Origin of the sequence: Rhodococcus sp. NPDC127527 (assembly GCF_042672245.1) — a bacterium.
GTDB lineage: Bacteria > Actinomycetota > Actinomycetes > Mycobacteriales > Mycobacteriaceae > Rhodococcus_G.
Window position 1 is genome coordinate 309,408 of record NZ_JBHXVP010000002.1, and the last position, 23,796, is coordinate 333,203.

General features: G+C 71.2%; 17 protein-coding genes and 2 tRNA genes. 11 read left to right on the plus strand and 8 right to left on the minus strand.

The window, feature by feature from the left end:
- Positions 1 to 38: 38 nt before the first annotated feature.
- Complete coding sequence (locus ACFVH2_RS04395; protein ID WP_378422611.1) at positions 39 to 3,341, plus strand: ATP-dependent helicase; 3,303 nt, start codon at positions 39 to 41, stop codon at positions 3,339 to 3,341.
- On the plus strand, positions 3,338 to 6,721 hold the full coding sequence (locus ACFVH2_RS04400) for an ATP-dependent helicase (RefSeq protein ID WP_378422613.1): 3,384 nt from the start codon (positions 3,338 to 3,340) through the stop codon (positions 6,719 to 6,721). Before ACFVH2_RS04395 ends, ACFVH2_RS04400 begins: the two co-directional genes overlap by 4 nt.
- Before the next feature lie 2 nt (positions 6,722 to 6,723).
- Here the strand turns inward: ACFVH2_RS04400 and ACFVH2_RS04405 are convergent, their stop codons facing one another.
- Positions 6,724 to 7,098 carry a hypothetical protein gene (locus ACFVH2_RS04405; protein ID WP_378422615.1) on the minus strand — a complete coding sequence of 125 codons (375 nt, stop codon included), beginning with the start codon at positions 7,096 to 7,098 and terminating at the stop codon, positions 6,724 to 6,726.
- Between the two features lie 71 nt (positions 7,099 to 7,169).
- Here ACFVH2_RS04405 and ACFVH2_RS04410 point away from each other — a divergent pair, with 71 nt between their 5' ends.
- The 3 genes from ACFVH2_RS04410 to nudC all read left to right on the plus strand — a co-directional run bounded on the left by ACFVH2_RS04410 (position 7,170) and on the right by nudC (position 9,590).
- Positions 7,170 to 7,502, plus strand: coding sequence for a hypothetical protein (locus tag ACFVH2_RS04410; RefSeq protein WP_378422617.1), 333 nt, complete (start codon positions 7,170 to 7,172; stop codon positions 7,500 to 7,502).
- A 71-nt stretch (positions 7,503 to 7,573) separates the two neighbouring features.
- Positions 7,574 to 8,641, plus strand: coding sequence for a potassium channel family protein (locus ACFVH2_RS04415; protein ID WP_378422619.1), 1,068 nt, complete (start codon positions 7,574 to 7,576; stop codon positions 8,639 to 8,641).
- A gap of 67 nt (positions 8,642 to 8,708) precedes the next feature.
- Entirely contained in the window at positions 8,709 to 9,590 is an 882-nt protein-coding gene (gene nudC / locus ACFVH2_RS04420) for an NAD(+) diphosphatase (protein ID WP_378422674.1), read from the plus strand.
- Positions 9,591 to 9,598: 8 nt separating this feature from the next.
- Here the strand turns inward: nudC and ACFVH2_RS04425 are convergent, their stop codons facing one another.
- Positions 9,599 to 9,856 carry a mycoredoxin gene (locus tag ACFVH2_RS04425; RefSeq protein WP_378422621.1) on the minus strand — a complete coding sequence of 86 codons (258 nt, stop codon included), beginning with the start codon at positions 9,854 to 9,856 and terminating at the stop codon, positions 9,599 to 9,601.
- A 74-nt stretch (positions 9,857 to 9,930) separates the two neighbouring features.
- Between ACFVH2_RS04425 and ACFVH2_RS04430 the strand changes: the two genes are divergently transcribed.
- Both ACFVH2_RS04430 and ACFVH2_RS04435 read left to right on the plus strand, forming a co-directional pair.
- The gene (locus tag ACFVH2_RS04430) at positions 9,931 to 12,084 is read left to right on the plus strand and encodes an ATP-dependent DNA helicase UvrD2 (RefSeq protein ID WP_378422623.1); all 2,154 of its coding nucleotides are present in this window, start codon (positions 9,931 to 9,933) and stop codon (positions 12,082 to 12,084) included.
- Positions 12,085 to 12,609: 525 nt separating this feature from the next.
- Positions 12,610 to 12,864 (plus strand): WhiB family transcriptional regulator, encoded by a 255-nt coding sequence (locus ACFVH2_RS04435; protein WP_378422676.1) that lies wholly within the window; start codon positions 12,610 to 12,612, stop codon positions 12,862 to 12,864.
- A gap of 11 nt (positions 12,865 to 12,875) precedes the next feature.
- On the opposite strand, the gene ACFVH2_RS04440 is transcribed toward ACFVH2_RS04435, so the two are convergent.
- The 4 genes from ACFVH2_RS04440 to ACFVH2_RS04455 all read right to left on the minus strand — a co-directional run bounded on the left by ACFVH2_RS04440 (position 12,876) and on the right by ACFVH2_RS04455 (position 17,542).
- Entirely contained in the window at positions 12,876 to 13,790 is a 915-nt protein-coding gene (locus tag ACFVH2_RS04440; RefSeq protein ID WP_378422625.1) for an exodeoxyribonuclease III, read from the minus strand.
- A 43-nt stretch (positions 13,791 to 13,833) separates the two neighbouring features.
- Positions 13,834 to 15,174, minus strand: coding sequence for an ABC1 kinase family protein (locus ACFVH2_RS04445; protein WP_378422627.1), 1,341 nt, complete (start codon positions 15,172 to 15,174; stop codon positions 13,834 to 13,836).
- Complete coding sequence (locus ACFVH2_RS04450; protein ID WP_378422629.1) at positions 15,171 to 16,058, minus strand: hypothetical protein; 888 nt, start codon at positions 16,056 to 16,058, stop codon at positions 15,171 to 15,173. Before ACFVH2_RS04450 ends, ACFVH2_RS04445 begins: the two co-directional genes overlap by 4 nt.
- A gap of 98 nt (positions 16,059 to 16,156) precedes the next feature.
- Complete coding sequence (locus ACFVH2_RS04455) at positions 16,157 to 17,542, minus strand: zinc-dependent metalloprotease (protein WP_378422631.1); 1,386 nt, start codon at positions 17,540 to 17,542, stop codon at positions 16,157 to 16,159.
- Between the two features lie 96 nt (positions 17,543 to 17,638).
- Here ACFVH2_RS04455 and ACFVH2_RS04460 point away from each other — a divergent pair, with 96 nt between their 5' ends.
- On the plus strand, positions 17,639 to 18,661 hold the full coding sequence (locus tag ACFVH2_RS04460; protein WP_378422633.1) for a PDZ domain-containing protein: 1,023 nt from the start codon (positions 17,639 to 17,641) through the stop codon (positions 18,659 to 18,661).
- A 6-nt stretch (positions 18,662 to 18,667) separates the two neighbouring features.
- On the opposite strand, the gene ACFVH2_RS04465 is transcribed toward ACFVH2_RS04460, so the two are convergent.
- Complete coding sequence (locus ACFVH2_RS04465) at positions 18,668 to 19,285, minus strand: PPA1309 family protein (RefSeq protein WP_378422635.1); 618 nt, start codon at positions 19,283 to 19,285, stop codon at positions 18,668 to 18,670.
- Between the two features lie 122 nt (positions 19,286 to 19,407).
- Here ACFVH2_RS04465 and ACFVH2_RS04470 point away from each other — a divergent pair, with 122 nt between their 5' ends.
- Positions 19,408 to 22,347 (plus strand): UPF0182 family protein, encoded by a 2,940-nt coding sequence (locus tag ACFVH2_RS04470; RefSeq protein ID WP_378422637.1) that lies wholly within the window; start codon positions 19,408 to 19,410, stop codon positions 22,345 to 22,347.
- A 73-nt stretch (positions 22,348 to 22,420) separates the two neighbouring features.
- On the opposite strand, the gene ACFVH2_RS04475 is transcribed toward ACFVH2_RS04470, so the two are convergent.
- Positions 22,421 to 22,987: a transglycosylase family protein gene (locus ACFVH2_RS04475; RefSeq protein ID WP_378422639.1), complete on the minus strand. Its 567-nt coding sequence runs from the start codon at positions 22,985 to 22,987 to the stop codon at positions 22,421 to 22,423.
- 452 nt (positions 22,988 to 23,439) lie between these two features.
- On the opposite strand from ACFVH2_RS04475, the gene ACFVH2_RS04480 reads away from it, so the two are divergent.
- Both ACFVH2_RS04480 and ACFVH2_RS04485 read left to right on the plus strand, forming a co-directional pair.
- Positions 23,440 to 23,516, plus strand: a tRNA-Met gene (locus ACFVH2_RS04480).
- A 132-nt stretch (positions 23,517 to 23,648) separates the two neighbouring features.
- Positions 23,649 to 23,725, plus strand: a tRNA-Met gene (locus ACFVH2_RS04485).
- Positions 23,726 to 23,796: the final 71 nt, after the last annotated feature.

A 23,796-nucleotide genomic window follows, 5' to 3' on the forward strand; every position in this document is an offset into this window, starting at 1 on the left:
ACGCGGGCCTGTCGGTGCCCCGTGGTGGAATGCTTGCCATGACCGACGCGGGGGGACAGGACAGGGCGCAGCGGGCGACCGCAACCCTGGTCCGGCGCCCAGCCGAGCCCGCCGAGCCGCGGACATGGGGCCCCGACGTCCAGCGGATCGCGGCGGAACTCACCGGCCGGTCGGCCCGACGCCCGTGGCAGGTGCTCGGCGGCCCCGGCACCGGAAAGACGTCGCTGCTCGTCGACCTCGCGGTGTCCCGGATCGCCGGACCGGACGGCGATCCGGAATCGGTTCTGGTGCTGACACATTCGCGCAAGGCCGCGACCGCGGTCCGAGAGTCGATCACGGCGGGGCTGCTCGGCGCCGGATCGTCGCGCGCCACCCGGGAGCCGCTGGTGCGTACCGTGCACTCCTACGCGTTCGCGGTGCTGCGCCTGCAGGCGGCCGCACACTCTAACCCGCCGCCGCGCCTGATCACCGGCGCCGAGCAGGACGCGGTGCTGCGCGAGATGCTGCGGGGAGACGTCGCGGACGGGGCGCACCAGTGGCCCGAGCGGTTACGGCCGGCGCTGCCGATGGCCGGGTTCGCGGTCGAACTGCGTGACCTGATGCTGCGTGCGGGCGAACGCGGGATCGGCCCGGAAGACCTGGTCAAGCTCGGTCGCGAGCACCATCGGCCGGAGTGGGTCGCGGCCGGGAAGTTCGCCATCCGCTACGAGCAGGTGACGCTGCTGCGCGGTGCGGTGGGGGTGGAGGCGCCCGAAGCGACCGCGCCTGCACTCGACGCGGCGGAGCTGGTCGGGGCGGCGCTCGCTGCCTTCGCCACCGATCCCGACCTGCTCGCCCGCGAACGCGCGCGGGTGCGCTACCTGTTCGTCGACGATGCCCAGCACCTCGACCCACAGGCCGCCGAGCTGGTCCGACTGCTCGGACGGGGCGCCGACCTGGCGGTGGTCGCGGGCGACCCCGACCAGTCCGTGTTCGGGTTCCGCGGGGCGGACTCGCGGTTCCTGACGGACCTGGCCGAGCCGGGGTCCGATCGGCAGGTCGTGCTGGACACCAACTTCCGCAACACCGCGCGGATCGCTGAGCTCACCGGTGCGATCGCGGCACGCCTGCCGGGACTGCCACCGCATCGCGGCGCGGCGGTGGGTCCCGGTGCGGAGGGCGAGGCCCAGGTGGCGGTGCTCGGCACCGCGGGCAAGGAATCCGCTCTCATCGCCGACACCCTGCGCCGAGCGCACCTGCGCGACGGCGTGCCGTGGTCCCGGATGGCGGTGATCGTGCGGTCGGTCCCGCGGGCGCTGGCCCCGCTGCGCCGGGCGCTGCTGTCCGCCGGCGTGCCCGTCACCACCGGGTCCTCCGAACTGCCCCTCGCCCGCCAGCACGCGGTGGCCAGCCTGCTGCTCGTGCTCCGCGCGGTCGCGGGTGGAACCTTCACCGGCGAGGACGCCCTCGCGCTGGTGTCCGGCCCGGTGGGCGGGGCGGACCCGGTCACGCTGCGCCGGCTCCGGCGCGGCCTGCGCCGGGTCGAACTCGCGGCGGGCGGTGAGCGCGACTCGGCGGAACTGCTTCGTGTGCTCATCGTCGAGGGTGAACAGTCGCACCAGGACCTGGTCGGAAAGCTCACCGAAGGCGAGTTCGCCGCCCTGCGGCGGGTGCTCACCATCCTCGCCAGGGCGAGGAAGGCGCACCACGGCGGCCGCGGGGTGGAGAACGTCCTGTGGGCCTGCTGGCAGGCGACCGGGTTGGAGAAGCGGTGGGCCGCGGCCTCCGCGCGCGGCGGACCGATCGCGGCGCAGGCCGACCGAGACCTCGACGCCGTGGTCGCGCTGTTCGACGCGGCGGCGAACTACGTCGACCGACTCCCGCGCTCCACGCTCGCCGGATTCGTGGAATATCTTGCCGACCAGGAGATCCCGAGCGATCCGCGGTCGGCCGCCGCGGTACCCGGCGAGGCGGTCGCGGTGCTCAGCGCGCACTCCGCGGCGGGTCGCGAGTGGGATGTCGTGGTCGTCGCCGGCGTGCAGGAGGGCATGTGGCCGGGACTGCGAGCCCGCGGGACCCTGCTCGGGACCGAGGCGCTCGTGGACCTCACCGCCGGGGTCGGCGACCCCTCGCCGGGTGGCGAGGCGACCCTCTCGCGCACGGCGCCGCTGCTCGCCGAGGAGCGGCGACTGTTCCTGCTCGCCTGCAGTCGGGCCCGCCGCACCCTGCTCGTCACGGCGGTGCGCTCGGCCGCGGGCGACGCCGACCTGGTGCAGTCGCGGTTCGTCGACGAACTGCTCGGTCGCGGCGACGTCGACGGTGGACCCGAGGATCCGGACTCGTGGCTGGAACCCACGTTGCCGAGTCGGGTGCTCGCGCTGCCGTCGCTGATCGCCGAGTTGCGCAGGGCCGTGTGCGATCCCGAGCTGGCCGAGACCGATCCCGCCGCGCAGGCACGGGCCGCGAAGCAACTCGCCAGGCTGGCCCGCGCCGGGGTGCGCGGCGCGCACCCCGAACACTGGTACGGCGTCGGCGGTGGGAGTTCGGCGGCGCCGCTCTGGGAACTCGAGGACGGCCCGGTTCCGCTCTCGCCGTCGACGATCGAGCAGCTCGAGGCGTGCCCGCTGCGCTGGGCGCTGGAACGGCACGGCGGCACCGACGGGGAGAACAGCCACGCAGTGACGGGCACCCTGGTGCACACCCTGGTGCAGGCCGTCGCCGGCAAGATGCCGCCCGACCAGGTCCGGCTGGCGCTGGCCACCGCCTGGGACGCGGTCGACCTCGGGTCGCAGTGGTACTCGCGTCGCGAGATGGACCGCACCGCGCAGATGATCGACTCGTTCTCCGAGTGGCTGAGCCGCACGCGCGGTGAGCTCACCGAGGTCGGCGTCGAGGTCGCGGTGGACGGGGTGCTCGAGCCGCGCGCACCCGGCGAACCCGCCGTCCGGCTTCGCGGTCGCATCGACCGGCTCGAACGTGACCAGGACGGGCGGCCGGTGATCGTGGACGTCAAGACGGCACGCACGCCGGTGAGCAAGGAGGCCGCCGAGCAGCACGCCCAGCTGGCGACGTACCAGGTCGCCGCGCTCGCGGGTGCGATCGAGGGCGAACCCCCGGCGAAGTCGGGCGGCGCTCGGCTCGTGTTCGTGGCCAAGCCGAGTCGCAAGGAGGGCGCGACTCAGCGGATGCAGGCGCCCCTGACCGAGGAGTCGGAGGAGCAGTGGCTGGACGCGGTGCACGCGGCCGCAGCGGCGACGCGTGGGCCGCAGTTCGTGGCGAAGCCGAACGACGGCTGTCGGCACTGCCCGGTGTCGTCGAGCTGCCCGGCTCAGGAGACGGGACGGCAGGTGACCGGCCGATGACGCCGCGACAGGTGCGGGTCACGCCGGCGGAGCTCGCCGCCGCGCTGGGCCAGTTCCCGCCGACCGACGAGCAGGAAGCGGTGATCGCCGCCACGCTCGGGCCGACCCTGGTGGTGGCGGGTGCGGGCGCGGGCAAGACCGAGACGATGGCCGCCCGCGTGGTGTGGCTGGTCGCGAACGGTCTGGTCGACCCGGAGCAGGTGCTCGGGCTCACCTTCACCCGCAAGGCCGCCCAGCAGCTCACCAGCCGGATCAGGCAACGTCTTGCCCGCCTGGCGGGTTCGCCGTTGCTGCGATCGATCGACCCGAGCGGGCAACTGCGGGGCCGCATCCTCTCGGGTGAGCCCGAGGTCAGCACCTACCACTCCTACGCCGGTCGGCTGCTCACCGAGCACGGTCTGCTGCTGCCGATGGAACCGTCCGCGGAACTGCTCTCCGAGACCGCCCTGTGGCAGCTGGCGTATCGCGTGGTCAGCTCCTGGGACGGGGACCTCGACACCGACCGCAACCCCACCTCGCTGACCGAGGCGGTGCTCGCGCTGTCCGGCCAGCTCGCCGAGCACCTCGTCGAACCGGAGGACCTGCGCGAGGCGCACACCGAGCTCGACAAGCTGGTCCACACCCTGCCCGCGGGTCCGCGCCAGCGCGGCGGCCCGAAGAAGGATCTGCTCGACATCCTCGACACCCAGCACGAACGGATCGCGCTGCTGCCACTGGTACAGCGGGTCTCCGAGGCGCTGCGGCGCGAGGGTGCGCTCGACTTCGGCAGCCAGATGTCGCTGTCCGCGCGGGTGGCCGCCGAGCATCCCGAGGTCGGGCGGTCGGAGCGGTCGCGGTTCCGGGTGGTGCTGCTCGACGAGTACCAGGACACCGGGCACGCCCAGCGGGTACTGCTGTCGTCGCTGTTCGGCGGCGGTGAGGACGGTGGCCTGGCGCTGACCGCGGTGGGCGATCCGATGCAGTCCATCTACGGCTGGCGGGGCGCCTCGGCCGCCAACCTGCCGCGCTTCGCGACCGACTTTCCACTGCCGGACGGGCGGCCCGCACCGCGCCTCGAACTGCTCACCAGCTGGCGCAACCCGGCGGAGGCGTTGACCCTCGCGAACGCGGCCTCCGCGTCGTTGCGCGAGCGGGGCGTGCCGGTGCAGGAGCTGCGACCCAAGCCGGGTGCCGAGCCCGGTGACGTCAGGCTCGCCCTCGCGGAGGACGTGGAGAGCGAACGGGACTGGGTCGCGCAGCGGATCGCCGCCGACTACGCCTCGGCACGTGAACGCGGCGAGGCTCCGCCGACCGCCGCGGTCCTGATCCGCCGCAACGCCGACGCGGCGCCCGTCGCGGCTGCACTGCGCCGACGCGGCCTGCCCGTCGAGGTGGTCGGTCTCGGAGGGCTGCTGCACATTCCGGAGGTCGCCGACGTCATCGCGATGCTGCGTCTGGTGGCGGACCCGCTCGCCGGCAGTGCGGCCATGCGGGTGCTCACCGGCGCACGCTGGCAGCTCGGAGTGTCCGATATCGCCGCGCTGTGGCGACGAGCACGTGAGCTGGCGATCGGCGCCACCCGGGGCACGCCGGGCGCGGTCGCCGATGCCGCCAGCCTGGACCAGGCGCTCGAGGCGGCCCTGCCCGGCGAGCACGCCGAGCTGGCGGGTCTCGCGGATGCCATCGCGGATCCCGGTCGACCGCAACGCTATTCGACGCTCGGTTACGCCCGCATCGGAGCGCTCGCCGCGGAGTTGACCTCGCTGCGCGAGCGGATCGGCCAGCCCTTGACCGAGTTGGTCGCCGAGGTCGAGCGGGTGCTCGGCATCGGCATCGAGGCGCAGGCGCGGCTGCCCTGGTCGCCGGACGGCGGCGCCGGCCGCGAACACCTCGATGCGTTCGCCGACGCCGTCGCCGCGTACGCCCGCAACCCGTCCGCGACGCTGACCGGACTGCTCGCCTTCCTGTCCGCGGCGGAAACCGTCGAGAAGGGGCTCGCACCCGGGGAGGTCGAGGTCGCCAAGGACCGCGTGCAGGTGCTGACGGTGCACTCGGCCAAGGGCCTCGAATGGGAGGTCGTCGCGGTGCCCCACGTGGTGGACGGGGTGTTCCCCTCGACCACGGCCTCGGGCAGCTGGCTCGGAGCGGTGGCCGAACTGCCGCCTGCCCTGCGTGGGGACCGCGCGCACGAGGGGGACGGCGCAGACGGCGTGCCCGTTCTCGACCTCGAGGACGTCTGCGACCGCAAGGACCTCGAGGACGCGCTGGCCGCCCACAAGGACGCGTTGACGCGGCGCAAACTCGACGAGGACCGGCGCCTGTTCTACGTCGCGCTCACCCGCACCGAGCGCGCGCTGTACGTCTCCGGCCACCAGTGGTCCGAGTCGGGTACCAAGCCCAAGGGGCCCTCCGAGTTCCTGCTCGAGATGCGGGCCCTGCTCGACGCCGCGGTGGCGGAGGGCAGCCCGATCGGGGTGGTGGAGCAGTGGGCGGACGAGCCCGAGGCGGACACGGAGAACCCGCTGACCGCGGAGCCGGTCACGGCGCTGTGGCCACAGGATCCGTTGGGGGAGCGGCGCGCAGGCGTCGACCGTGGCGCGCAACTCGTCCTCGACGCGATCGGCGCCCCCGAGGGCGGGCAGCCGGCAGAGGAGGACGATCCGGAGGGCTGGGCGGCGGACGTGGACGCTCTGCTGGCCGAACGCGCGCGGCGCGCCGCCGCGCGAGCGGAGGTCGCCCTGCCCACCCAGTTGTCGGTGAGCCAGCTGGTCGACCTCGCGGCCTCGCCGGACGAACTCGCGGCGCGGTTGCGGCGCCCGCTGCCCTTCCCGCCGAACCCGTTGGCGCGCAGGGGAACCGCCTTCCACGCCTGGATCGAGCGACGGTTCGGCGCGACCCGGTTGCTGGACATGGACGAGCTGCCCGGCGCCGCCGACACCGATGGCGCCGCCGACGGCGAGCTCGACGCGCTCCAGGCGGCGTTCCTGCGGTCGCGGTGGGCGCACCGCAGTCCCGTCGAGGTCGAGGTGCCGTTCGAGACCTCCATCGCGGGCACGGTCGTTCGCGGCAGGATCGACGCCGTGTTCGCAGACCCGGACGGCGGCTGGACGGTGATCGACTGGAAGACCGGCGCCGAACCGAGTGCCGCCAACGAACACGCCGTCGCCATGCAGTTGGCCGCCTACCGGATCGCCTGGGCCGAACTCATGTCGGCACGTGCGGTGTCGCGAGGGCAGGAGCCGATCGCGCTCGAGCGGGTGCGGGCCGCGTTCCACTACGTGCGGACCGGGCGGACCATCGCTCCCACGGACCTGCCGGACCCCGACGAACTGGTCGCCCTGATCGAATCGGCGGGCGCGAGTGCCGCCGAGATGGCGGTCGAGACCCCGGACCGAACCTGACCTCAGGCGGCGTCGCGCCTGACCTTCAGCGCCGCCGCGATCAGCGGGATCTGCAGGGGCAGGCGGGCCACCCCGAGCACCTTCAGCGGCAACGGAATCGAGCTCCTGCCCAACCAGTCGGCCGCCATCTGCACGTTCGCCGGGAACACCGCGACGAACAGAGCGGCCGCCAGGGTGCCGCCGAGCCTGCGGGTCCGCGGCACCGCGATCGCGGTGCCGACCACCAGTTCCGCGATGCCCGAGGCGTAGGTGTAGGCCCGCGCGTCGCCCGGTAGTTGCCTCGGCACGATCGCGTCGAACGGCTTCGGGTTGAGGAAATGCAGGGTGCCCGCGCCGAGCAGGATGGCGGACAGTCCGGTGCTGCGTGTGGAGGCCATGGGATCGACGGTACCGGCGCGCGAGCAGAGGTGGGGTTGTGCCGCGACCCGGGCGGGCGTCGAATGGACGAATGGGCCCGGAGGAGCGTTTTTCCGCGCTGGTCGAGCATTTCACGGGGGCACCCGGCGTCGCGGCACCCGATGCTGTCGGCTCGGGCGGCTTCGGTTCCTCGGCGCTGAAGGTCCACGGGTCGATCTTCGCGATGCTCGCTCACGGGCGCCTGGTGGTGAAACTGCCCCGGGAGCGGGTCCGGTCGCTGATCGAGGAGGGCGTGGGGGTGCCCTACGACGCGGGCAAGGGGGTCCCGATGAAGGAATGGCTCGGGGTCGACACCGACGACGACCACGTGTGGTTCTCGCTCGGCCAGGAGGCACTCGATTTCGTAGGCTCGCGCCGGCGGTGATCCGTCCCCACCCCCGGCGTCCGGGCCTCGGATAGGCTGCCAGCCGATGTCTGCGAACGGGAAACACCCTCATGGCCGGTAAATTGCGTGCGCGCCTACGCGATCCGGAGCTGTTGACCGAACGGCCCGACTACGCCCTCGTCGGTGTGCTTCGGATCCCCGAGCTGGTCCGCAGCCCGTTTCAGCTGATCTTTCGGCGCGTGATGATGGCCGTCGCGGTTCTGATGCTCGCGGTGCTCGTCGTCTACCTCGATCGGGGCGGGTACAAGGACGCACAGGAGAACGAGCTGTCGTTCCTGGACTGCCTCTACTACGCGACCGTCTCGCTCTCGACCACCGGCTACGGCGACGTCACCCCGCTCAGCCCGAGCGCCCGACTGATCAACGTCGTCGTGATCACGCCGTTGCGGGTGCTCTTCCTCATCATCCTCATTAGCACCACCATGGCTGCGCTCACCGAGCGATCGCGCCAGGCATTCAAGATCCAGCGTTGGAGGCACGCCGTGCGCAATCACACCGTCGTCGTCGGATACGGCACGAAGGGCAGGACCGCGGTCGACGCGATGCTCGGCGACGGCATCAAGCCGTCCGAGATCGTCGTCGTCGACACCGATCAGGCGGTGCTCGACTCGGCCAACGCACTCGGCCTCGTGACGGTGTGCGGGTCGGCGACCAAGTCCGACGTGCTGCGCCTCGCGGGTGTCCAGAACGCGGCGTCGGTCATCGTCGCCACCAACCGCGACGACACCGCGGTCCTGGTCACCCTCACCGCCCGCGAGGTCGGCCCCGAGGCGAAGATCGTCGCCGCGATCCGCGAAACCGACAACGCACACCTGTTGAGCCAGTCTGGTGCCGACTCGGTCGTGGTTTCGTCGGAGACCGCCGGCCGGTTGCTCGGCATCGCCCGCACCACCCCCACCGTCGTCGAGATGATCGAAGACCTGCTCACCCCGGAAGCCGGTTTCGCCATTGCCGAGCGCGAGGTCGAACGCGACGAGATAGGCGGGTCGCCGCGGCACCTGTCCGACATCGTGCTCGGGGTCGTCCGCGACGGAAGGCTCGTGCGGGTGGGTTCACCCGAGGTCGACGCGGTGGAGGAGACCGATCGCCTGCTCTACATCCGCAGGGTCGGGCACTAGTGCCCAGCACTAGCGTGCGAGCCGACACGGGGCGACGAATAAGGTTGGCGCCGTGGCCGACTTTGAGATGACCGAGGTGCCGCTGCTGTCGCGATCGGCACTGGACCGTGCCGAGGAACTGCGCTCGGACACCGACGCACTGCGCGCGGGCTGGGCCGATGCACAACTGCTGCGCGTCAACCACCGGGGGCAGGCACGCCTCGACGGCAGAGAGCTGGTGCTGGAGCCCGCCACCGTCCTCGGCCCGGAACCCATACCGGGCGCAGTCTTCCTCGGCAGGCTCGACGGGCGACACCTGTGGGGCGTGCGGGTGCCTGCGCTGACCGGCGACCTCGGCGATCTGCGCTTCGTGGGCGACAGCCTCGACGACTCCAGCGCCGGGCTGCTCACCACCGCGATCGCCGTACTGAACTGGCACGACGCCGCCGGTTACAGCCCCGTCGACGGGGCGCCGACGATCCCGACCATCTCGGGCTGGTCGCGGCACAGCACCAGCACCGGCCAGGAGGAGTTCCCTCGAACCGACCCGGCGGTGATCTGCCTGGTGCACGACGGTGCCGACCGGGTGCTGTTGGCACGGAACGGGAACTGGCCGGAGCGCCGGTTCTCCGTCCTCGCCGGGTTCGTGGAGGCGGGCGAGTCGCTCGAGACGTGCGTGGCGCGGGAGATCGGCGAGGAGGTGGGTCTCGCGGTCCGCGACATCCGCTACCTCGGCAGCCAGCCCTGGCCGTTCCCGCGGTCGGTGATGATCGGGTTCTCCGCGGTCGCCGACCCGGACGCCCCGCTGGCGTTCGCGGACGGCGAGATCGCGGAGGCGCACTGGTTCGGCCGGGCCGAGGTACGCGCGGCCCTCGAGGCGGGGGACTGGGCCTCGGCCACGGACGCCCGACTGTTGGTGCCGGGGTCCGTGTCCATCGCCCGAGGCATGCTCGAGGCGTGGGCCAAGTAGCTGGAGGCTTAGAGGCCGAGCGCCTTCTTCACATCGACGAGGGTCGGGTTGGTGGCCGTGCTGCCGTCGGCGAACTTGACGGTCGGGACGACGTGATTGCCGCCGTTCACGCTGCCGACGAACTCGGCGGAGGCGGGATCGTCCTCGATGTCGATCTCGACGTAGCTGATGCCGGACTCGTCGAGCTGCTTCTTGAGTCGGCGGCAGTACCCGCACCAGGTGGTCGAGTAGATGGTCAGGGCGGTGTCGGTGTCAGTAACGGTCACGGCGCGTACAACATCACGACCCGCGTGAATTGTTCCGGGCGGACGCGGCGCCCGCCCTGTCGGTGGTCCCTGAGATGATGGGTGCCATGTCAGCCGACGCCACAGGACTCGACCCGCAGCAGTCGGCAGCCGTGCTCGCACCGCGGGGGCCGGTGTGCGTGCTGGCCGGCGCGGGCACGGGCAAGACCCGCACCATCACCCGCCGCATCGCGCACCTCGTCGCGGGCGGGCACGTCTCGGCCGGACAGGTGCTCGCGGTCACCTTCACCGCGCGCGCCGCGGGGGAGATGCGGGCTCGGCTGCGCACGCTCGGCATCGGTGAGGGTGCGAGCCAGGTGCAGGCCCGCACGTTCCACGCCGCGGCGCTGCGGCAGCTGCGCTACTTCTGGCCGCAGGTCGTCGGCGACACCCAGTGGGACCTGCTGGATCGCAAGTTCGCGATCGTCGCGCAGGCGGCGAACCGGGTCGGCCTGTCCACCAGCACCGAGAGCGTGCGGGACCTGGCGGGTGAGATCGAGTGGTCGAAGGCGTCTCTCATCGCGCCGGAGGACTACCCGGCGGCGGCGGCCAGGTCGCGGCGCGAACCGCCTGCGGACGCGGGCAAGGTGGCCGACGTGTACGCCGCGTACGAGGCGCTCAAGGTCCGCGGCGAGGGCATGCTGCTCGACTTCGACGACCTGCTGCTGCACACGGCGGCCGCGCTCGAGGATCACGCGGCCGTCGCCGAGGAGTTCCGGGACCGCTACCGCTGCTTCGTGGTCGACGAGTACCAGGACGTCACGCCGCTGCAGCAGCGGGTGCTCGACGCCTGGCTCGGCGAACGCGACGACCTCACCGTCGTCGGCGACGCGAACCAGACCATCTACTCGTTCACCGGTGCCACCCCGCGCTACCTGCTGGACTTCTCGCGTCGGTTCCCCGATGCGACGGTCGTCCGGCTCGAACGCGACTACCGCTCCACCCCGGAGGTCGTCTCGCTCGCCAACCGGGTGATCGGCGCCGCCCGCGGCCGGATCGCCGGTACCCGGCTGCAGCTGATCGGCCAGCGGCCCCCCGGGCCGGAGCCGGAGTTCGCGGAGTTCGACGACGAGCCGGCCGAGGCCGCGGCGGTCGCGAAGTCGATCCAGAAGCTCATCGCAAACGGCACGCCGGCCGCGGAGATCGCCGTCCTGTACCGGATCAACGCGCAGTCCGAGGTGCACGAGCAGGCGCTCACCGAACTCGACATCCCCTTCCAGGTCCGCGGCGGGGAGGGCTTCTTCACCCGGCCCGAGGTGCGGCAGGCGGTCGGCGCCCTGCGGCAGGCTGCGTCGCGCGACGACCTGCCCGAGGGTGCGGACCGGGGTGACGCGCTGGTGACGCTGGTGCGTGCGGTCCTGGTCCCGCTCGGGCTCACGGACGCCGAGCCGGCCGGCGCGCAGGCGCGGGAACGGTGGGCCTCCCTCGGTGCGTTGGTGGCCTTGACCGAGGAGTTGCTCACCCACGAGCCGGATCTCGACCTGGCCGGGCTGCTGCGCGACCTCGCCGCGCGAGCGGAGGCCCGGCACCCACCCACCGTTCAAGGCGTGACCCTCGCCTCCCTGCATGCGGCGAAGGGGCTCGAGTGGGACGCGGTGTTCCTGGTCGGGGTCACCGACGGCACGCTGCCGATCGCCCACGTGCTCGGCGACAGCAAGTCCGCGCCCGACGAGGCGGGGATCGAGGAGGAGCGGCGGCTGCTGTATGTCGGCGTCACCCGAGCCCGCGAGCACCTACAGGTGTCGTGGGCGCTGGCTCGCAACGAGGGCGGCCGCAAGTCGCGCCGGCGATCCCGCTTCCTGCACGGGCTCATCCCCGAGGACTCGCCCGCGTCCCGGATCGCCGCGCCCGCACCGCAGAAGAAGCGGCCGCGCTGCCGGGTGTGCGGTAAGCAGCTGCTCGGCACCGCGGCGACGATGCTCGGGCGCTGCGAGTCCTGCCCGTCGAACCTCGACGCTGCGCTGTTCGACGCTCTCAAGGCCTGGCGATCGGCGAAGTCGAAGGAACTGAAGGTCCCGGCGTACGTGGTGTTCAGCGACACCACGCTGACCGCGATCGCCGAGCAGCAGCCGCGCGACGACCGCGCGCTGGTGACCATCCCGGGGATCGGGGCGAAGAAACTCGAGCGGTTCGGCGCCGACGTGCTGGCGGTGGTTCGCGGCGACGATCCGGTCGCCACCGCGCAGGCGTCCCTGGTGGAGGACGTATAACCGCAGGTCAAAAATAGGTTGTGCGGTTTGCAGGAGACCGCATACCCTGGTTCCCGACGCGGTGAGCTCCGGCCTGCCGCAGTTGGACACAGCAAGGAACGACAGTCCACACGAACGAGAGGGAGGTGATTGGCCATGATCGATTGGAACGGCAGCGCGCAAGGCGTCGCAGTGACCGCTCGTATCGCTCCCGCCGCTCACCTGCCCGCGGCAGCGTGGTTGGCGGCGCCCGAGCGCCTCGCTCGCCATCGCGCATATGCAGTCGGCGAAGCACCCGCATCGCGCGCAGCAGCCCTCTCGTCCGTGCCCAGGAGTAGACGCCGAGTCACCACTCGGTAGGAATCACTCCTTCCTCTCGGCCACGGACGCACCAGCGGACCGTGGCCTTCTTTGTTTCGAGCACCAGCTCCAGGCCCGGCTACAGGTTCGCACCACGACCTGACACCACCGAAGAAGCCTAAGGAGCATGACGTGCCAACCGTCACCTGCCGAGACGATTCCCGGGCCGCCACGAGCGAGCCGACGGTGATCGGCGCCGTGCGACGCGAGCTGCCGTGCCGAGCCGACAACCCCGACCTCTGGTTCGGGGAGACTCCTGCCGAGCTGGAGCAGGCGAAGTCCCTGTGCGGGCAGTGCCCGATCCGCGCCCGCTGCCTGAGCGCCGCGCTCGACCGCGCCGAGCCGTGGGGGGTGTGGGGCGGGGAGATCCTCGACCAGGGCGTCGTCATCGCCCGCAAGCGCCCCCGTGGGCGGCCCCGGAAGGTGGCCGTCTGCGCGTGAGCCGTGCGGGCTCAGAGGGCGTAGTCGACGACCACGGGGGCATGATCGCTCAGCCGCCGGTCCGCCGCCGGCTCGCGGTCGGTGCCCGCGGCGACGGCCGTCCGGGCGAGCCCGGGCGTCGCGAGGTGGTAGTCGATGCGCCAGCCGACGTCGCCCTCGAACGACTGGCCCAGCCACGACCACCAGCTGTAGGGCCCGTCGGTGTCCGGATGCTGGGCACGGACGACGTCGACGAGCGTGCGCGGCGACAGGATCGAGTCGAACCATTCGCGTTCCTCGGGGAGGAAGCCCTCGACCTGGTTGCTGCGCCGCCAGTTCCGCACGTCGTGCCGGCTGTGTGCGATGTTCAGGTCGCCCATGAGCAGCAGCTCCCGGCCGCGTGCCCGGGCATCGAGGCGTGAGCGCGTCAGCTGACGCGCGAACGCGTCGAGGAAGCGCATCTTGCGCTCGTAGCGGGCGCCGCCGTCCGGTGCCTCCCGCATTCGCCCCGGCTTCTGCAGGTGCGCGGGCAGGCCGCCCTTCGGCAGGTACAGCGACGCGACGGTGATCGGTGCGTCGGCGAGGTCCACCTCGACGTACCGGCCCTGGGTGGCGAACTCGCGCAGCCCCCGGGCCAGCGGCACCGGGTCGAGATCGGCTGTGGCGGTGTGCACTTCGCTGGGGGACCGCAGCAACGCGGTGCCGCTCCACGTCCGCACCGCGTCGGGAGCGTGCCTCGTCAGGATTGCGACGCCGTTGCGGCCGGCGTGCACGCCCTCGTCGTAGGCGAGGTGCAGGGGACCGAACACTCCGGGGGGAATGGCGGATGCCCGGGCCCGCACCTCCTGCAGTGCCACCACGTCCGGATCGCGCTCGCGCAGCCACTGCTCGAATCCCCGTCGCTGCGCCGCTCGAATGCCGTTGACGTTGAAGGTCGCGATCCGCACGGTCGCCCAGTGTAGGTCGTCCTCGGGTGCGGGCCGACCTGCCCTACTCGGCCCGCCGCACGTCCTCGGTGAAACCGGGCAGCCATTGCGTCAGGATCCCCATGTAGGGGGCCTCGGCGTCCAGCTGCGCGCAGATGCCCACCGAGCCGAGCAGCACCCGGAAGATCATCACGTACTCGGCGGGCAGGTTCAGCGCGCGGGCGGTGCGGAAGTGGGCCGACGAGAAGTCCGTGGCCGTGCCCGCCGCGCGCTGCAGCCACGTCCGCGTGAAGTGGAACGACTCGGTGTGGATGGGATCGGTGAACGGGCGCAGATAGTTCGCGATCTCGTCATCGGTCACCTTTCTGCCCGGCAGCACGAAACCGTTGGCGCGCAACAGCTCCGTCAGTTCCTCGAAGCGTTCCTCGAGCGCGAGCCGGACCATTCGGCCGAGCACCGGAGGCAGCCCGCCGGGCATCGGTGCGCAGGCGCCGTAGTCGAGCACCCCGAGCCTGCCGTCGGCGAGCATCATGAAGTTTCCGGGGTGTGGGTCGCTGTGCAGCAGGCCGACTCGCGCGGGGGAGGCGAAGTGGAACTCGGCGAGCAGCGCGCCGGCGTTGTTGCGCTGGTCCACGATGCCGTCGACGATGATCGACGACAGCGGGGTCGCGGACATCCACTCGGTGATCACCACCTTCGGGGCACTCGCGATCACGTGCGGGATGGCGAACTTCGGGTCGCCGTCGAAGGCGGCGGCGAAGGCCCGCTGGTTGTTCGCCTCGATGCGGTAGTCCAACTCGTCCTCGGTGCGTGCGCTCAGTTCGTCGAGGACGGGCTTGACATCCGCGCCCGGCATCACCGAGTTGAAGAGTCCGGCGAGCCGCGAGAGTGTCTTGAGGTCCGCGCGCAGCGCCTCGTCCGCCCCGGGGTACTGCACCTTCACCGCGACGTCGCGGCCGTCCGACCACACCGCCCGGTGCACCTGACCGATGCTCGCGGAAGCAGTCGGCGCGTCGTCGAAGCTGCTGAAACGTTCCCGCCACCGCGTCCCGAGTTGCTCGTCGAGGACGCGATGCACCTTCCGGGCAGGCAGCGGCGGGGCCTCCGCCTGCAGTTTCGTCAACGCGTTCCGGTAGGGCTCGGCGAACTCCTCCGGGACCGCGGCCTCCATCACGCTCAGCGCCTGCCCGAGCTTCATCGCGCCGCCCTTGAGCTCGCCGAGCACGGTGAACAGCTGCTCGGCGGCCTGCTGGGTCAGTCTCGCGTCGATCTCGTCGCGGTCGCCGCCCGCGAGCTTGCGGCCGAATCCGACGGCCGCCCGCCCGGCAATCCCCAGCGGAATGCTCGCGAGCTTGGCGGTGCGGGCGGAGCTACGGCGAGGGATGTCAGGCACGACCCCCATCATTGCTGACGATCCTGAGATTCGCCTATACCCGCGCTGTGCCCGCCGCAGCCGCAACGCGGGTGCGGCCGCCATCTCCGCCGCAGCAGTCGTGGCGAGCCGAGATCGAGTTCGAGGGTGGTGTCCAGGGTCGCGGGGGCGCGCGAGGGGTCGCCGCGCACGAGCGCGTCCAGTTCGGCCAGCACCAGACCGGTGGTCGCGAGGACGGTCTCCGGGCCCGCGTGCCCGACCGCGCCGAGCAGTTGGGCGGCCAGGTGCGGCCATTCGCCGTCGAGGTCGGTCCGGGTGAGGTCGGCACAGCGCAGGCAACTGGTGCGTCCCGGGAGGACCAGCGGGCCGACCACGCCGCGGCCGTCGCGCAACCGGACCTGAAGGTGCGCGGTCCCCTCGGCGACCAGGTCGGCCACCATCCGCGGGTCGGGTACGAGATCGTCGGCGAGCACCACGCAGTCGGCGGCCGGCAGCCGCGGCCGGTCGCCGACGCCACCGGGCACGCTGCGGGACAACCGGATTCGGCCGTCGGCGAGCGCGTCGGCGATTCCGTCCGAGAGCGGTCCGCGGCCGTGCAGGTGCACCGACCGCACCGCGGCCGCGCGCACGCCGGATATCAGGATCGCGGCCTCGTCGAGTTCGGCGAGGATCTGTGCGATGTCGGCGGTGTCGATACCGAGCACGGTGGCCTGCCAGACGACGTCCGCGCGGTCGTGCCGGCCGTCGAGCCGGCGCAGCAGCGTGGCCAGCGCGGACGCGGTCACCCCGTGCGGCGGACGCAGCAGCAGTGCGCGTTCGGGGTCCCAGCCCAGTTGCAGTGTCCCGCTGGGCCGGACCAGTACCGGAATCCGGGGGTCGAGCCGTGGCCCGGCGGTGAGTGCGGCGACCGGTGTCATGGTCCGACAGTGCCACGACCGCACCCACGGGTTGCGGGTTCGGGCCGGGTTGTCCACAGGGCCACAGCGCTGTGGCCTGCGGCGTTCGGGTCGGCGGACTACTTCTCCGGCGAACCGGCGCCGCTGGGACCCTCGCGCTCCTCCCGCTCTCGTGCCTCGGTGGCCTCGAGCTGCGCGATCGGGTCGTCGAACGTGCTCGAACCACCACCGACGACCCGGTCGACGAAGGCGGCGGGGTCGTCCAGGTCGGTCGAGTCGGGCAGCAGGTCGGGATGCGCCCAGACACCGTCACGGCCGTCCATCCCGGCCGCCTCGGTGAGCTGGCGCCACAGCTGGGAGGCCTCGCGGACCTTGCGGGGCCGAAGTTCGAGCCCGACGAGGGTGGCGAAGGTCTGCTCGGCGGGACCGCCGGTGGCGCGGCGGCGGCGGAGGGTCTCGCTGAGGGCGGCCACCCCCGGCAACCGTTCGCCGAGCGCGGCCGCGACCACCGTCTCGACCCAGCCCTCGATCAGCGCGAGCAGCGTCTCGAGACGTTCGAGGGCCTGCTTCTGCTCGGGGGTGGTCTGCGGCTCGAACGTGCCCTGCTGCAGCAGTTCCTCGAGCTTCGACGGGTCGGTGAGCGCGCTGGGGTCGATGCCCCGCGCGGCCTCCTCGATCGCGGAGAAGTCCATCTTGATGCCGCGGGCGTAGTCCTCGACGGTGGCGAGCAGCCGCTGCCGCAGCCACGGCACGTGCACGAACAGTCGCTGGTGGGCGGCCTCACGCGCGGCCAGGAAGACGAGGATCTCGCGGTCGGGCTGTTCGAGGCCCTCGCTGAACTTCTCGATCGCGGCCGGGAGCAGCGCAGCGACCCCGTTCGGCCCGAGCGGCAGTCCGATGTCGGTGGAGGTCAGCACCTCGGAGGAGAGCTGGCCGAGCGCCTGGCCGAGCTGCGAGCCGAATGCCAGCCCGCCCATCTGACCGAGCATGCCGAGCATGGGGCCGGCCATCTGGCGGGCCTCCTCGGGCAGGCCGGAGACCCACATCCCGGACACCTGCTCGGCGACCGGATCGCACAGCCGCTTCCAGGTGTCGAGGGTGTTGTCGAGCCATTCGGCTGCGGTCCACGCCACCGTGCGGGTGGCGCCGGCGGGCAGCGTCGTCGACCCGTCCAGCCACAGCTCGGCGAGGTGCGCGGCGTCCGCGACCGCGGCCGAGGTGCCGCTGGAGACGGGCGCGACCGTGCCCAGCTGCTGCAGGGCGAGCTTCTTGGCGAGGTCGTAGTTCACCGGCCCGGACGAGCCTCCGGTGCCCATCGCGCTGCCCATGCCACTGAGCATCTGTCCGAACTGGGTGAGCATCTGCCCGAGCTGCGCCGGGTCGAAACCCTCGGGGTTGAAGCCGAACGGGATACCGCCGGGGCCGGTCGGGTCGCCGCCGGACCGGTTCTTGTCGGGGTCCTGGTCGTCGTCGGAGTTCGAGAAACCAAACGGCAGATTGCTCATGTCTCAACGGTACAAGGCGCAGCGCTCCGGAGGGCCGGCGGAAATCACGCCGAGGGCGAACACGGCCGACGTGGGCCGACCTCTACCCTGGACCGGGTGAATCGACGGAGGGTGACCCTGTTCGCGGCGCTGGTGCCGGTGGTGGCGCTGCTACTGGTCGGGACGTGGGTCACGGTGCCGTTCGTGGCGCTGGGGCCGGGCCCGACGTTCAACACCCTCGGTGACGTGGACGGCAAGCCCGTGGTGGACATCGAGGGCACCGAACTCGACCCGACGTCGGGCAACCTCAACATGACCACCGTGTCGGTTCGCGACGGACTGAACATCTTCGAGGCATTCGGGTTCTGGCTCAGCGGCGACCACGGACTGGTGCCGCGCGAGGAGGTCTACCCGGCGGACAAGAGCCGGGACGAGGTGAAGCAGGAGAACCAGGCCGACTTCCAGCAGTCCGAGCAGTCCGCCGAGCTCGCCGCCCTGCACTATCTGAACAAGCCGGTCGCGCTCGAGGTGTCCGAGGTGAGCCCGGACGGACCGTCCAAGGACGCCCTGCGCGTGGGCGACCAGCTGGTCAGCATCGACGGGAAGCCCGTGGCGACCGTCGGCGAGGTGCAGCGCGCGGTCGCCGATCTCGCTCCCGGCGCGGTGGTGAGCGTCGTCGTCAAGCGCGACGGCCAGGACGTCACGGTGCCGGTCACGCTCGGCGCGCGCCCCGGCGCCCCGGCCAAGGGTTACCTGGGCATCACCCCGACCGAACGACCCGAGGTGCCCTTCACGGTGGACTTCAACCTCGCGGAGGTCGGCGGACCGTCTGCGGGGCTGATGTTCACGCTCGCGGTGATCGACAAGCTCTCGCCGGGCGAGCTCAACGGCGGGAAGTTCGTCGCGGGCACCGGCACCATCGACTCCGACGGCGACGTCGGCCCGATCGGCGGCATTCCCTACAAGCTCATCGCGGCCCGCGACGCGGGCGCGACCACCTTCCTGGTGCCGGCGCGCAACTGCGACGAGGCCAAGCAGCGGACGCCGGACGGACTGCGACTGGTCAAGGTCGAGAACCTCGACGGCGCCGTGCACGCGCTCGAGTCGCTGAACGCCGGCGGGGACGCGCCCGCCTGCTGACGGCGGTCAGTATTCGTCGGGCGCGTCGAAGGTCGCGTACAGCGCGTTGATCAGGTTCGGGGCGAGGTCCTCGTAGGTGAGCAGCTCCGGCTCGGCGTCCGGGTCGTCGTCGGTCGGCTTGAGCTGCAGGACGCAGACGGACGGTCCGTCGCGCAGGACCGCGGCGATCAGCCGGGCGTCGCGCCTCTCGGGGTGCGCCTGCGCGGTGGCCCGGGCGATCTCGTCGGCCGCGTGCTGGTCGGTGACCACCGGCGCGACCGCGCTGTCGAGGTCCGACTCGGCGGTCGGCGGCAGCACCACGATCTCCTGGACAAGTACGCATCCGGCCACCTCGGACGGCCAGCTGGTGGTCGAGAGGAACTCGTCGAGGGCGGGGGAACCCCCGCCGATGTCCTCGGGGAACGGTTCCTGCTCGAGCGGGGTCAGTTCGGCGCCGTCCTCGAGCTGGTCGAGCAGGTCGGGTTCGGCGGCCGCCAGGACCGCGGTGGGCACGAGGGCGAACATCTGCGGGGGGTGCCCCCAGCCACCGGCGTCGGCGTAGTCGGCCACCTCCCGCACGCAGCGGGGCAGTGCGTCGGGGGACAGATCGGCCGGGCTGTGGTACTCGCCATCGAAATCACTCACCGGTCCATCCTCCCACTCGGGCATCTCGGACGAGGCCGCTGCCCGGCGCCGGAGCGACGTAGAGTGGGACAAAACACCACGCGGTCGCCCGGCGCGCCGCCCGAATCACGGGAGTGTGGCACGTGGGCATGCGGCCCCCCACCGGTCTACCGTCGTTGTCCAAACGGAGCCGAGTGTTGTTGGTACTCGCGCTCGTAGCGGCGGCACTGCTGCTGATCGGACCCCGCCTGATCGACGCATACACGAGCTGGTTGTGGTTCGGCGAGGTCAAGTTCCGTAACGTCTTCACGACCGTGCTCGTGACGCGACTGCTGCTGTTCCTGGTGGTCGGGCTGCTCGTCGGCGGCGCGGTGTTCCTCTCCCTGTTCCTCGCGTACCGATCCCGGCCGGTGTTCGTCCCGGTGGCGGGGCCGAACGATCCGATCGCGCGCTACCGCACCACGGTGATGGGCCGGCTGCGGCTGTTCGGCGTCGTGGTGCCCGCGGTGATCGGCGTGCTCGCCGGACTGGTCGCGCAGTCGAACTGGGTTGCGGTGCAGTTGTTCCTGCACGGTGGTTCGTTCGGCATCAAGGATCCACAGTTCGGCCTCGACGTCGGCTTCTACACGTTCGACCTGCCGTTCTACCGTCTGGTGCTGAACTGGATGTTCGTCGCGGTGGTCATCGCCTTTCTGGCGAACCTGGTAACGCACTACGTCTTTGGCGGGCTGCGGCTGAGTGGCCGCGACGGCGCGTTGACCCGGGCGGCGCGTGTCCAGCTGGCGGCCCTGGCCGGCACGTTCGTGCTGTTGAAGGCGGTGGCCTACTGGCTGGACCGGTACTCGTTGTTGTCGAGCAGCCGTAAGGAACCCACGTTCACCGGCGCGGGCTTCACCGACATCAACGCGGTGCTGCCCGCCAAGCTGATCCTGCTCGCGATCGCGGTGATCTGCGCGCTCGCGTTCTTCGCGGCGATCTTCCTGCGGGACATGCGGATCCCGGCGATGGCGACGGCGCTGCTGGTGTTGTCCTCGGTCCTCGTCGGTGCGGTGTACCCGCTGGTGGTCGAGCAGTTCTCGGTCAAGCCGAACGCCGCGCAGAAGGAGGCGCCGTACATCGAGCGCAACATTCAGGCGACGCGGCAGGCATACGGGATCACCGACGATCAGGTGCAGTACGTGAACTACAGCGGTGACGCGAAGGTTCAACCGCAGGACCTGCCGGCGGACGTGACCACGATCGCGAACGCACGACTGCTCGACCCGAACATCCTCTCGCCCACGTTCACCGCGCAGCAGCAGCTGAAGAACTTCTACGCCTTCCCGCCGAACCTCAACGTCGACCGGTACAACATGAACGGGCAGTTGCGCGACTTCGTGGTGGCCGCCCGTGAGCTGTCGCCGTCGAATCTCAGTGGCAACCAGACCGACTGGATCAACCGGCACACCGTGTACACGCACGGCAACGGCTTCGTCGCGGCGCCGGCAAACCAGGTCACCGCGGTGGAGGGCGAGAGTCAGAACGCCACCGGCGGCTACCCGATCTACAGCGTCAGTGACCTCAAGACGCAGCCTTCGGATCCGGTACTGCACGTGGACAATCCGCGGATCTACTTCGGAGAGGTGATCGCCAAGTCGGATGCGGACTACGCGATCGTCGGCGCGAACGGCAGCGCCCCGCGCGAGTACGACACGGACGACTCGAAGTACACCTACACCGGTTCCGGTGGCGTGCCGATCGGAAACTGGTTCAACCGCCTCGCCTTCGCGGCCAAGTACACCGAGCGCAACATACTGTTCTCCGGCGCGATCGGGTCCGACTCGAAGATCATCTACAACCGGGATCCCCGGGACCGGGTGAGCAAGGTCGCGCCGTGGCTGACCACCGACGGCACCGTGTACCCCGCGGTCGTCGACGGGCGGATGCAGTGGATCGTGGACGCGTACACCACGCTCGACACCTACCCCTACGCGCAGCGCAGCTCGCTGGAGGGTCTGGTCACCGACAGCGTCGACGCGAACACGGGCCGGCTGCTGCCGAAGAAGGAGGTCTCGTACATCCGGAACTCGGTCAAGGCGACGGTCGACGCCTACGACGGCACGGTGACGCTGTATCAGGTGGACGACACGGACCCGGTCCTCAAGGCCTGGATGGGCGTCTTCCCCGGCACGGTCCAGCCGAAGAGCGCGGTCACGGACGACCTGCGTGCCCACTTCCGGTACCCGGAGGACCTGTTCAAGGTGCAGCGCGAGATGCTGGCGAAGTACCACGTGGACGATCCCAACGAGTTCTTCACCAACAACGCCTTCTGGTCGGTGCCGAGCGATCCGACGATCGAGACGGACAAGAACCAGCCGCCGTACTACGTGTTGCTGGGCAACCAGGAGACGGCGAAGCCGGAGTTCCGGCTGACGAGCCCGATGGTCGGCTACAACCGTGAACTGCTCTCGGCATACATCTCGGTGGCCGCCGATCCGGTGAACTACGGCAAGTTCACGGTGCTGCAGTTGCCGACGGACACCCAGACCCAGGGTCCGCAGCAGGCGCAGTCGTCGATGACGTCGAACTCTCGGGTGGCGAGTGCGCTGTCGCTGCTCAAGCAGTCCAACAAGGTGCAGTACGGCAACCTGCTCACGTTGCCGATCGCGAACGGCGGGATCCTGTACGTCGAACCGCTGTACACGCAACGGAATTCGACGAACGCATTCCCTCAGCTGACCAGTGTGCTGCTCAGCTACAGCGACACCAAGGGCATCCGGGTGGGCTACGCACCGACACTCGCGGAGGCCCTGAGCCAGGTGTTCAGCCCGGCCGTCGGAGCGCTTGCCACCGCGCCGAGTGCGGTGGCGACGCCGCCGGCCCAGCCCGAGCAGGGTCAGGTGACGCCGCCGGGCGCCACGGCACCGCTCACGCCGGTGCCTGCGCCCGCCCCGTCGGCCGCCGTGGACAAGGCGCTGGCGGAGGTGGACGCCTCGATGGCCGCGCTGAAGGTGGCGCAGCAGAGCGGCGATTTCAATGCGTACGGCGCGGCTCTCGATCGCCTGCAGAAGGCGGTGTCTGCCTACCAGGCTCTGCCGAAGTAGCGGCTCCACCAATCAGAGGGGCCCTGCCGTCCGAGGATTCGGATGGCAGGGCCCCTCTGTCGTCGGGTCCGGGTCAGCGGGCGATGCCGGCCAGGAAGGCGCCGTTGTTGTCGATCAGGTGCTGCACCTGGTCGCCGTAGCCGTACTGCCTGGCGGTCGCGACGGCCGCATCGGTGACCTGCTTGACCTGGTCGGTCGACGGTGCCGGGACGTTGGCGGGCAGGGCCGGTGTGGTCGGCACGGCCGGGGCGGGCGCGGGCGCCGGAGCCGGGGTCGGCTCGGGTGCGGTCTCCTCGGAGGCGCCCGCGGACAGGTACTGGCCGCAGACGGGCCAGGCGCCGGCGCCCTGGCTCGCGAGGGTGTTCTCGGCGACGCGGATCTGCTCGGCCTTGGACGCGCCGTGCGGCGAACCGCTGCCGCCGTTCGCGGTCCAGGTGCTCTGGGAGAACTGGAGGCCGCCGTAGTAGCCGTTGCCGGTGTTGGTCGACCAGTTGCCGCCGCTCTCGCACTGTGCGACGCCGTCCCAGTTGTGGGTGGCGGCGGAGGCGGTTCCGGAAGCGAGGCCGAAGGGGACTGCGACGAGGGCGCCGGTGACGGCGGCCCAACCGAGCGCACGCGTGGTCGTCTTGCGAGTGGTCATGCGGGTGAATCCTCTCCGCGCTTGCTGACGGGGCCGGCCTGGGCGGGTCGAACATCTCTCCATCGCCCGGCGTGCGAATTCGGCGCTACCGTCCCTGCCCCTCGAAGGTTTCGGGGTTGCCCATCCCGCGGGGCAGAGTCGTGCAGCGGCGGGTCGGCTCGGCCCGGTCGTTTCGGGCCGTTTGCGACCGTACGCAACAACTTTCGGGCGGTCACATCGAAGATCGGCAGACCGGGCGGTCCGCCGCGTCCCTCGAAACTCGACGTTCAGCCAGGTCAGTCGGGATTGCTGGAGGTTGTCCACGGGGTCGTTACCGGTCCGTTATTGTGCGGTGTATCACCGACATTCTGTGCGCCCGGTCACACTCGGGAGGGCCGCACGAGTCGCCGCGAACGGGTCGGCACCCGCGATTTGTGTTTCGTTCGACCGCTCGTGTAACTTCGTTCATGCATCGCGGGGTGGAGCAGCTCGGTAGCTCGCTGGGCTCATAACCCAGAGGTCGCAGGTTCAAATCCTGTCCCCGCTACCAAAGAACGAAAGCCCGGTCTTCGGACCGGGCTTTCGTCGTTTCGGGGGTGCGCGGGCGCCGGCGGCGAGTGGCGCAGCCCACTCCGAGGGTGGTCGGAGGTGCCCGAAAGTTCGTGTAGAGTGGTTCTTGCAGCGCGGGGTGGAGCAGCTCGGTAGCTCGCTGGGCTCATAACCCAGAGGTCGCAGGTTCAAATCCTGTCCCCGCTACCAATGAACGAAGGACCCGGTACCCAGGTACCGGGTCCTTCGTCGTTTCCGGAGTGTCAGGACGGCGGCACGGG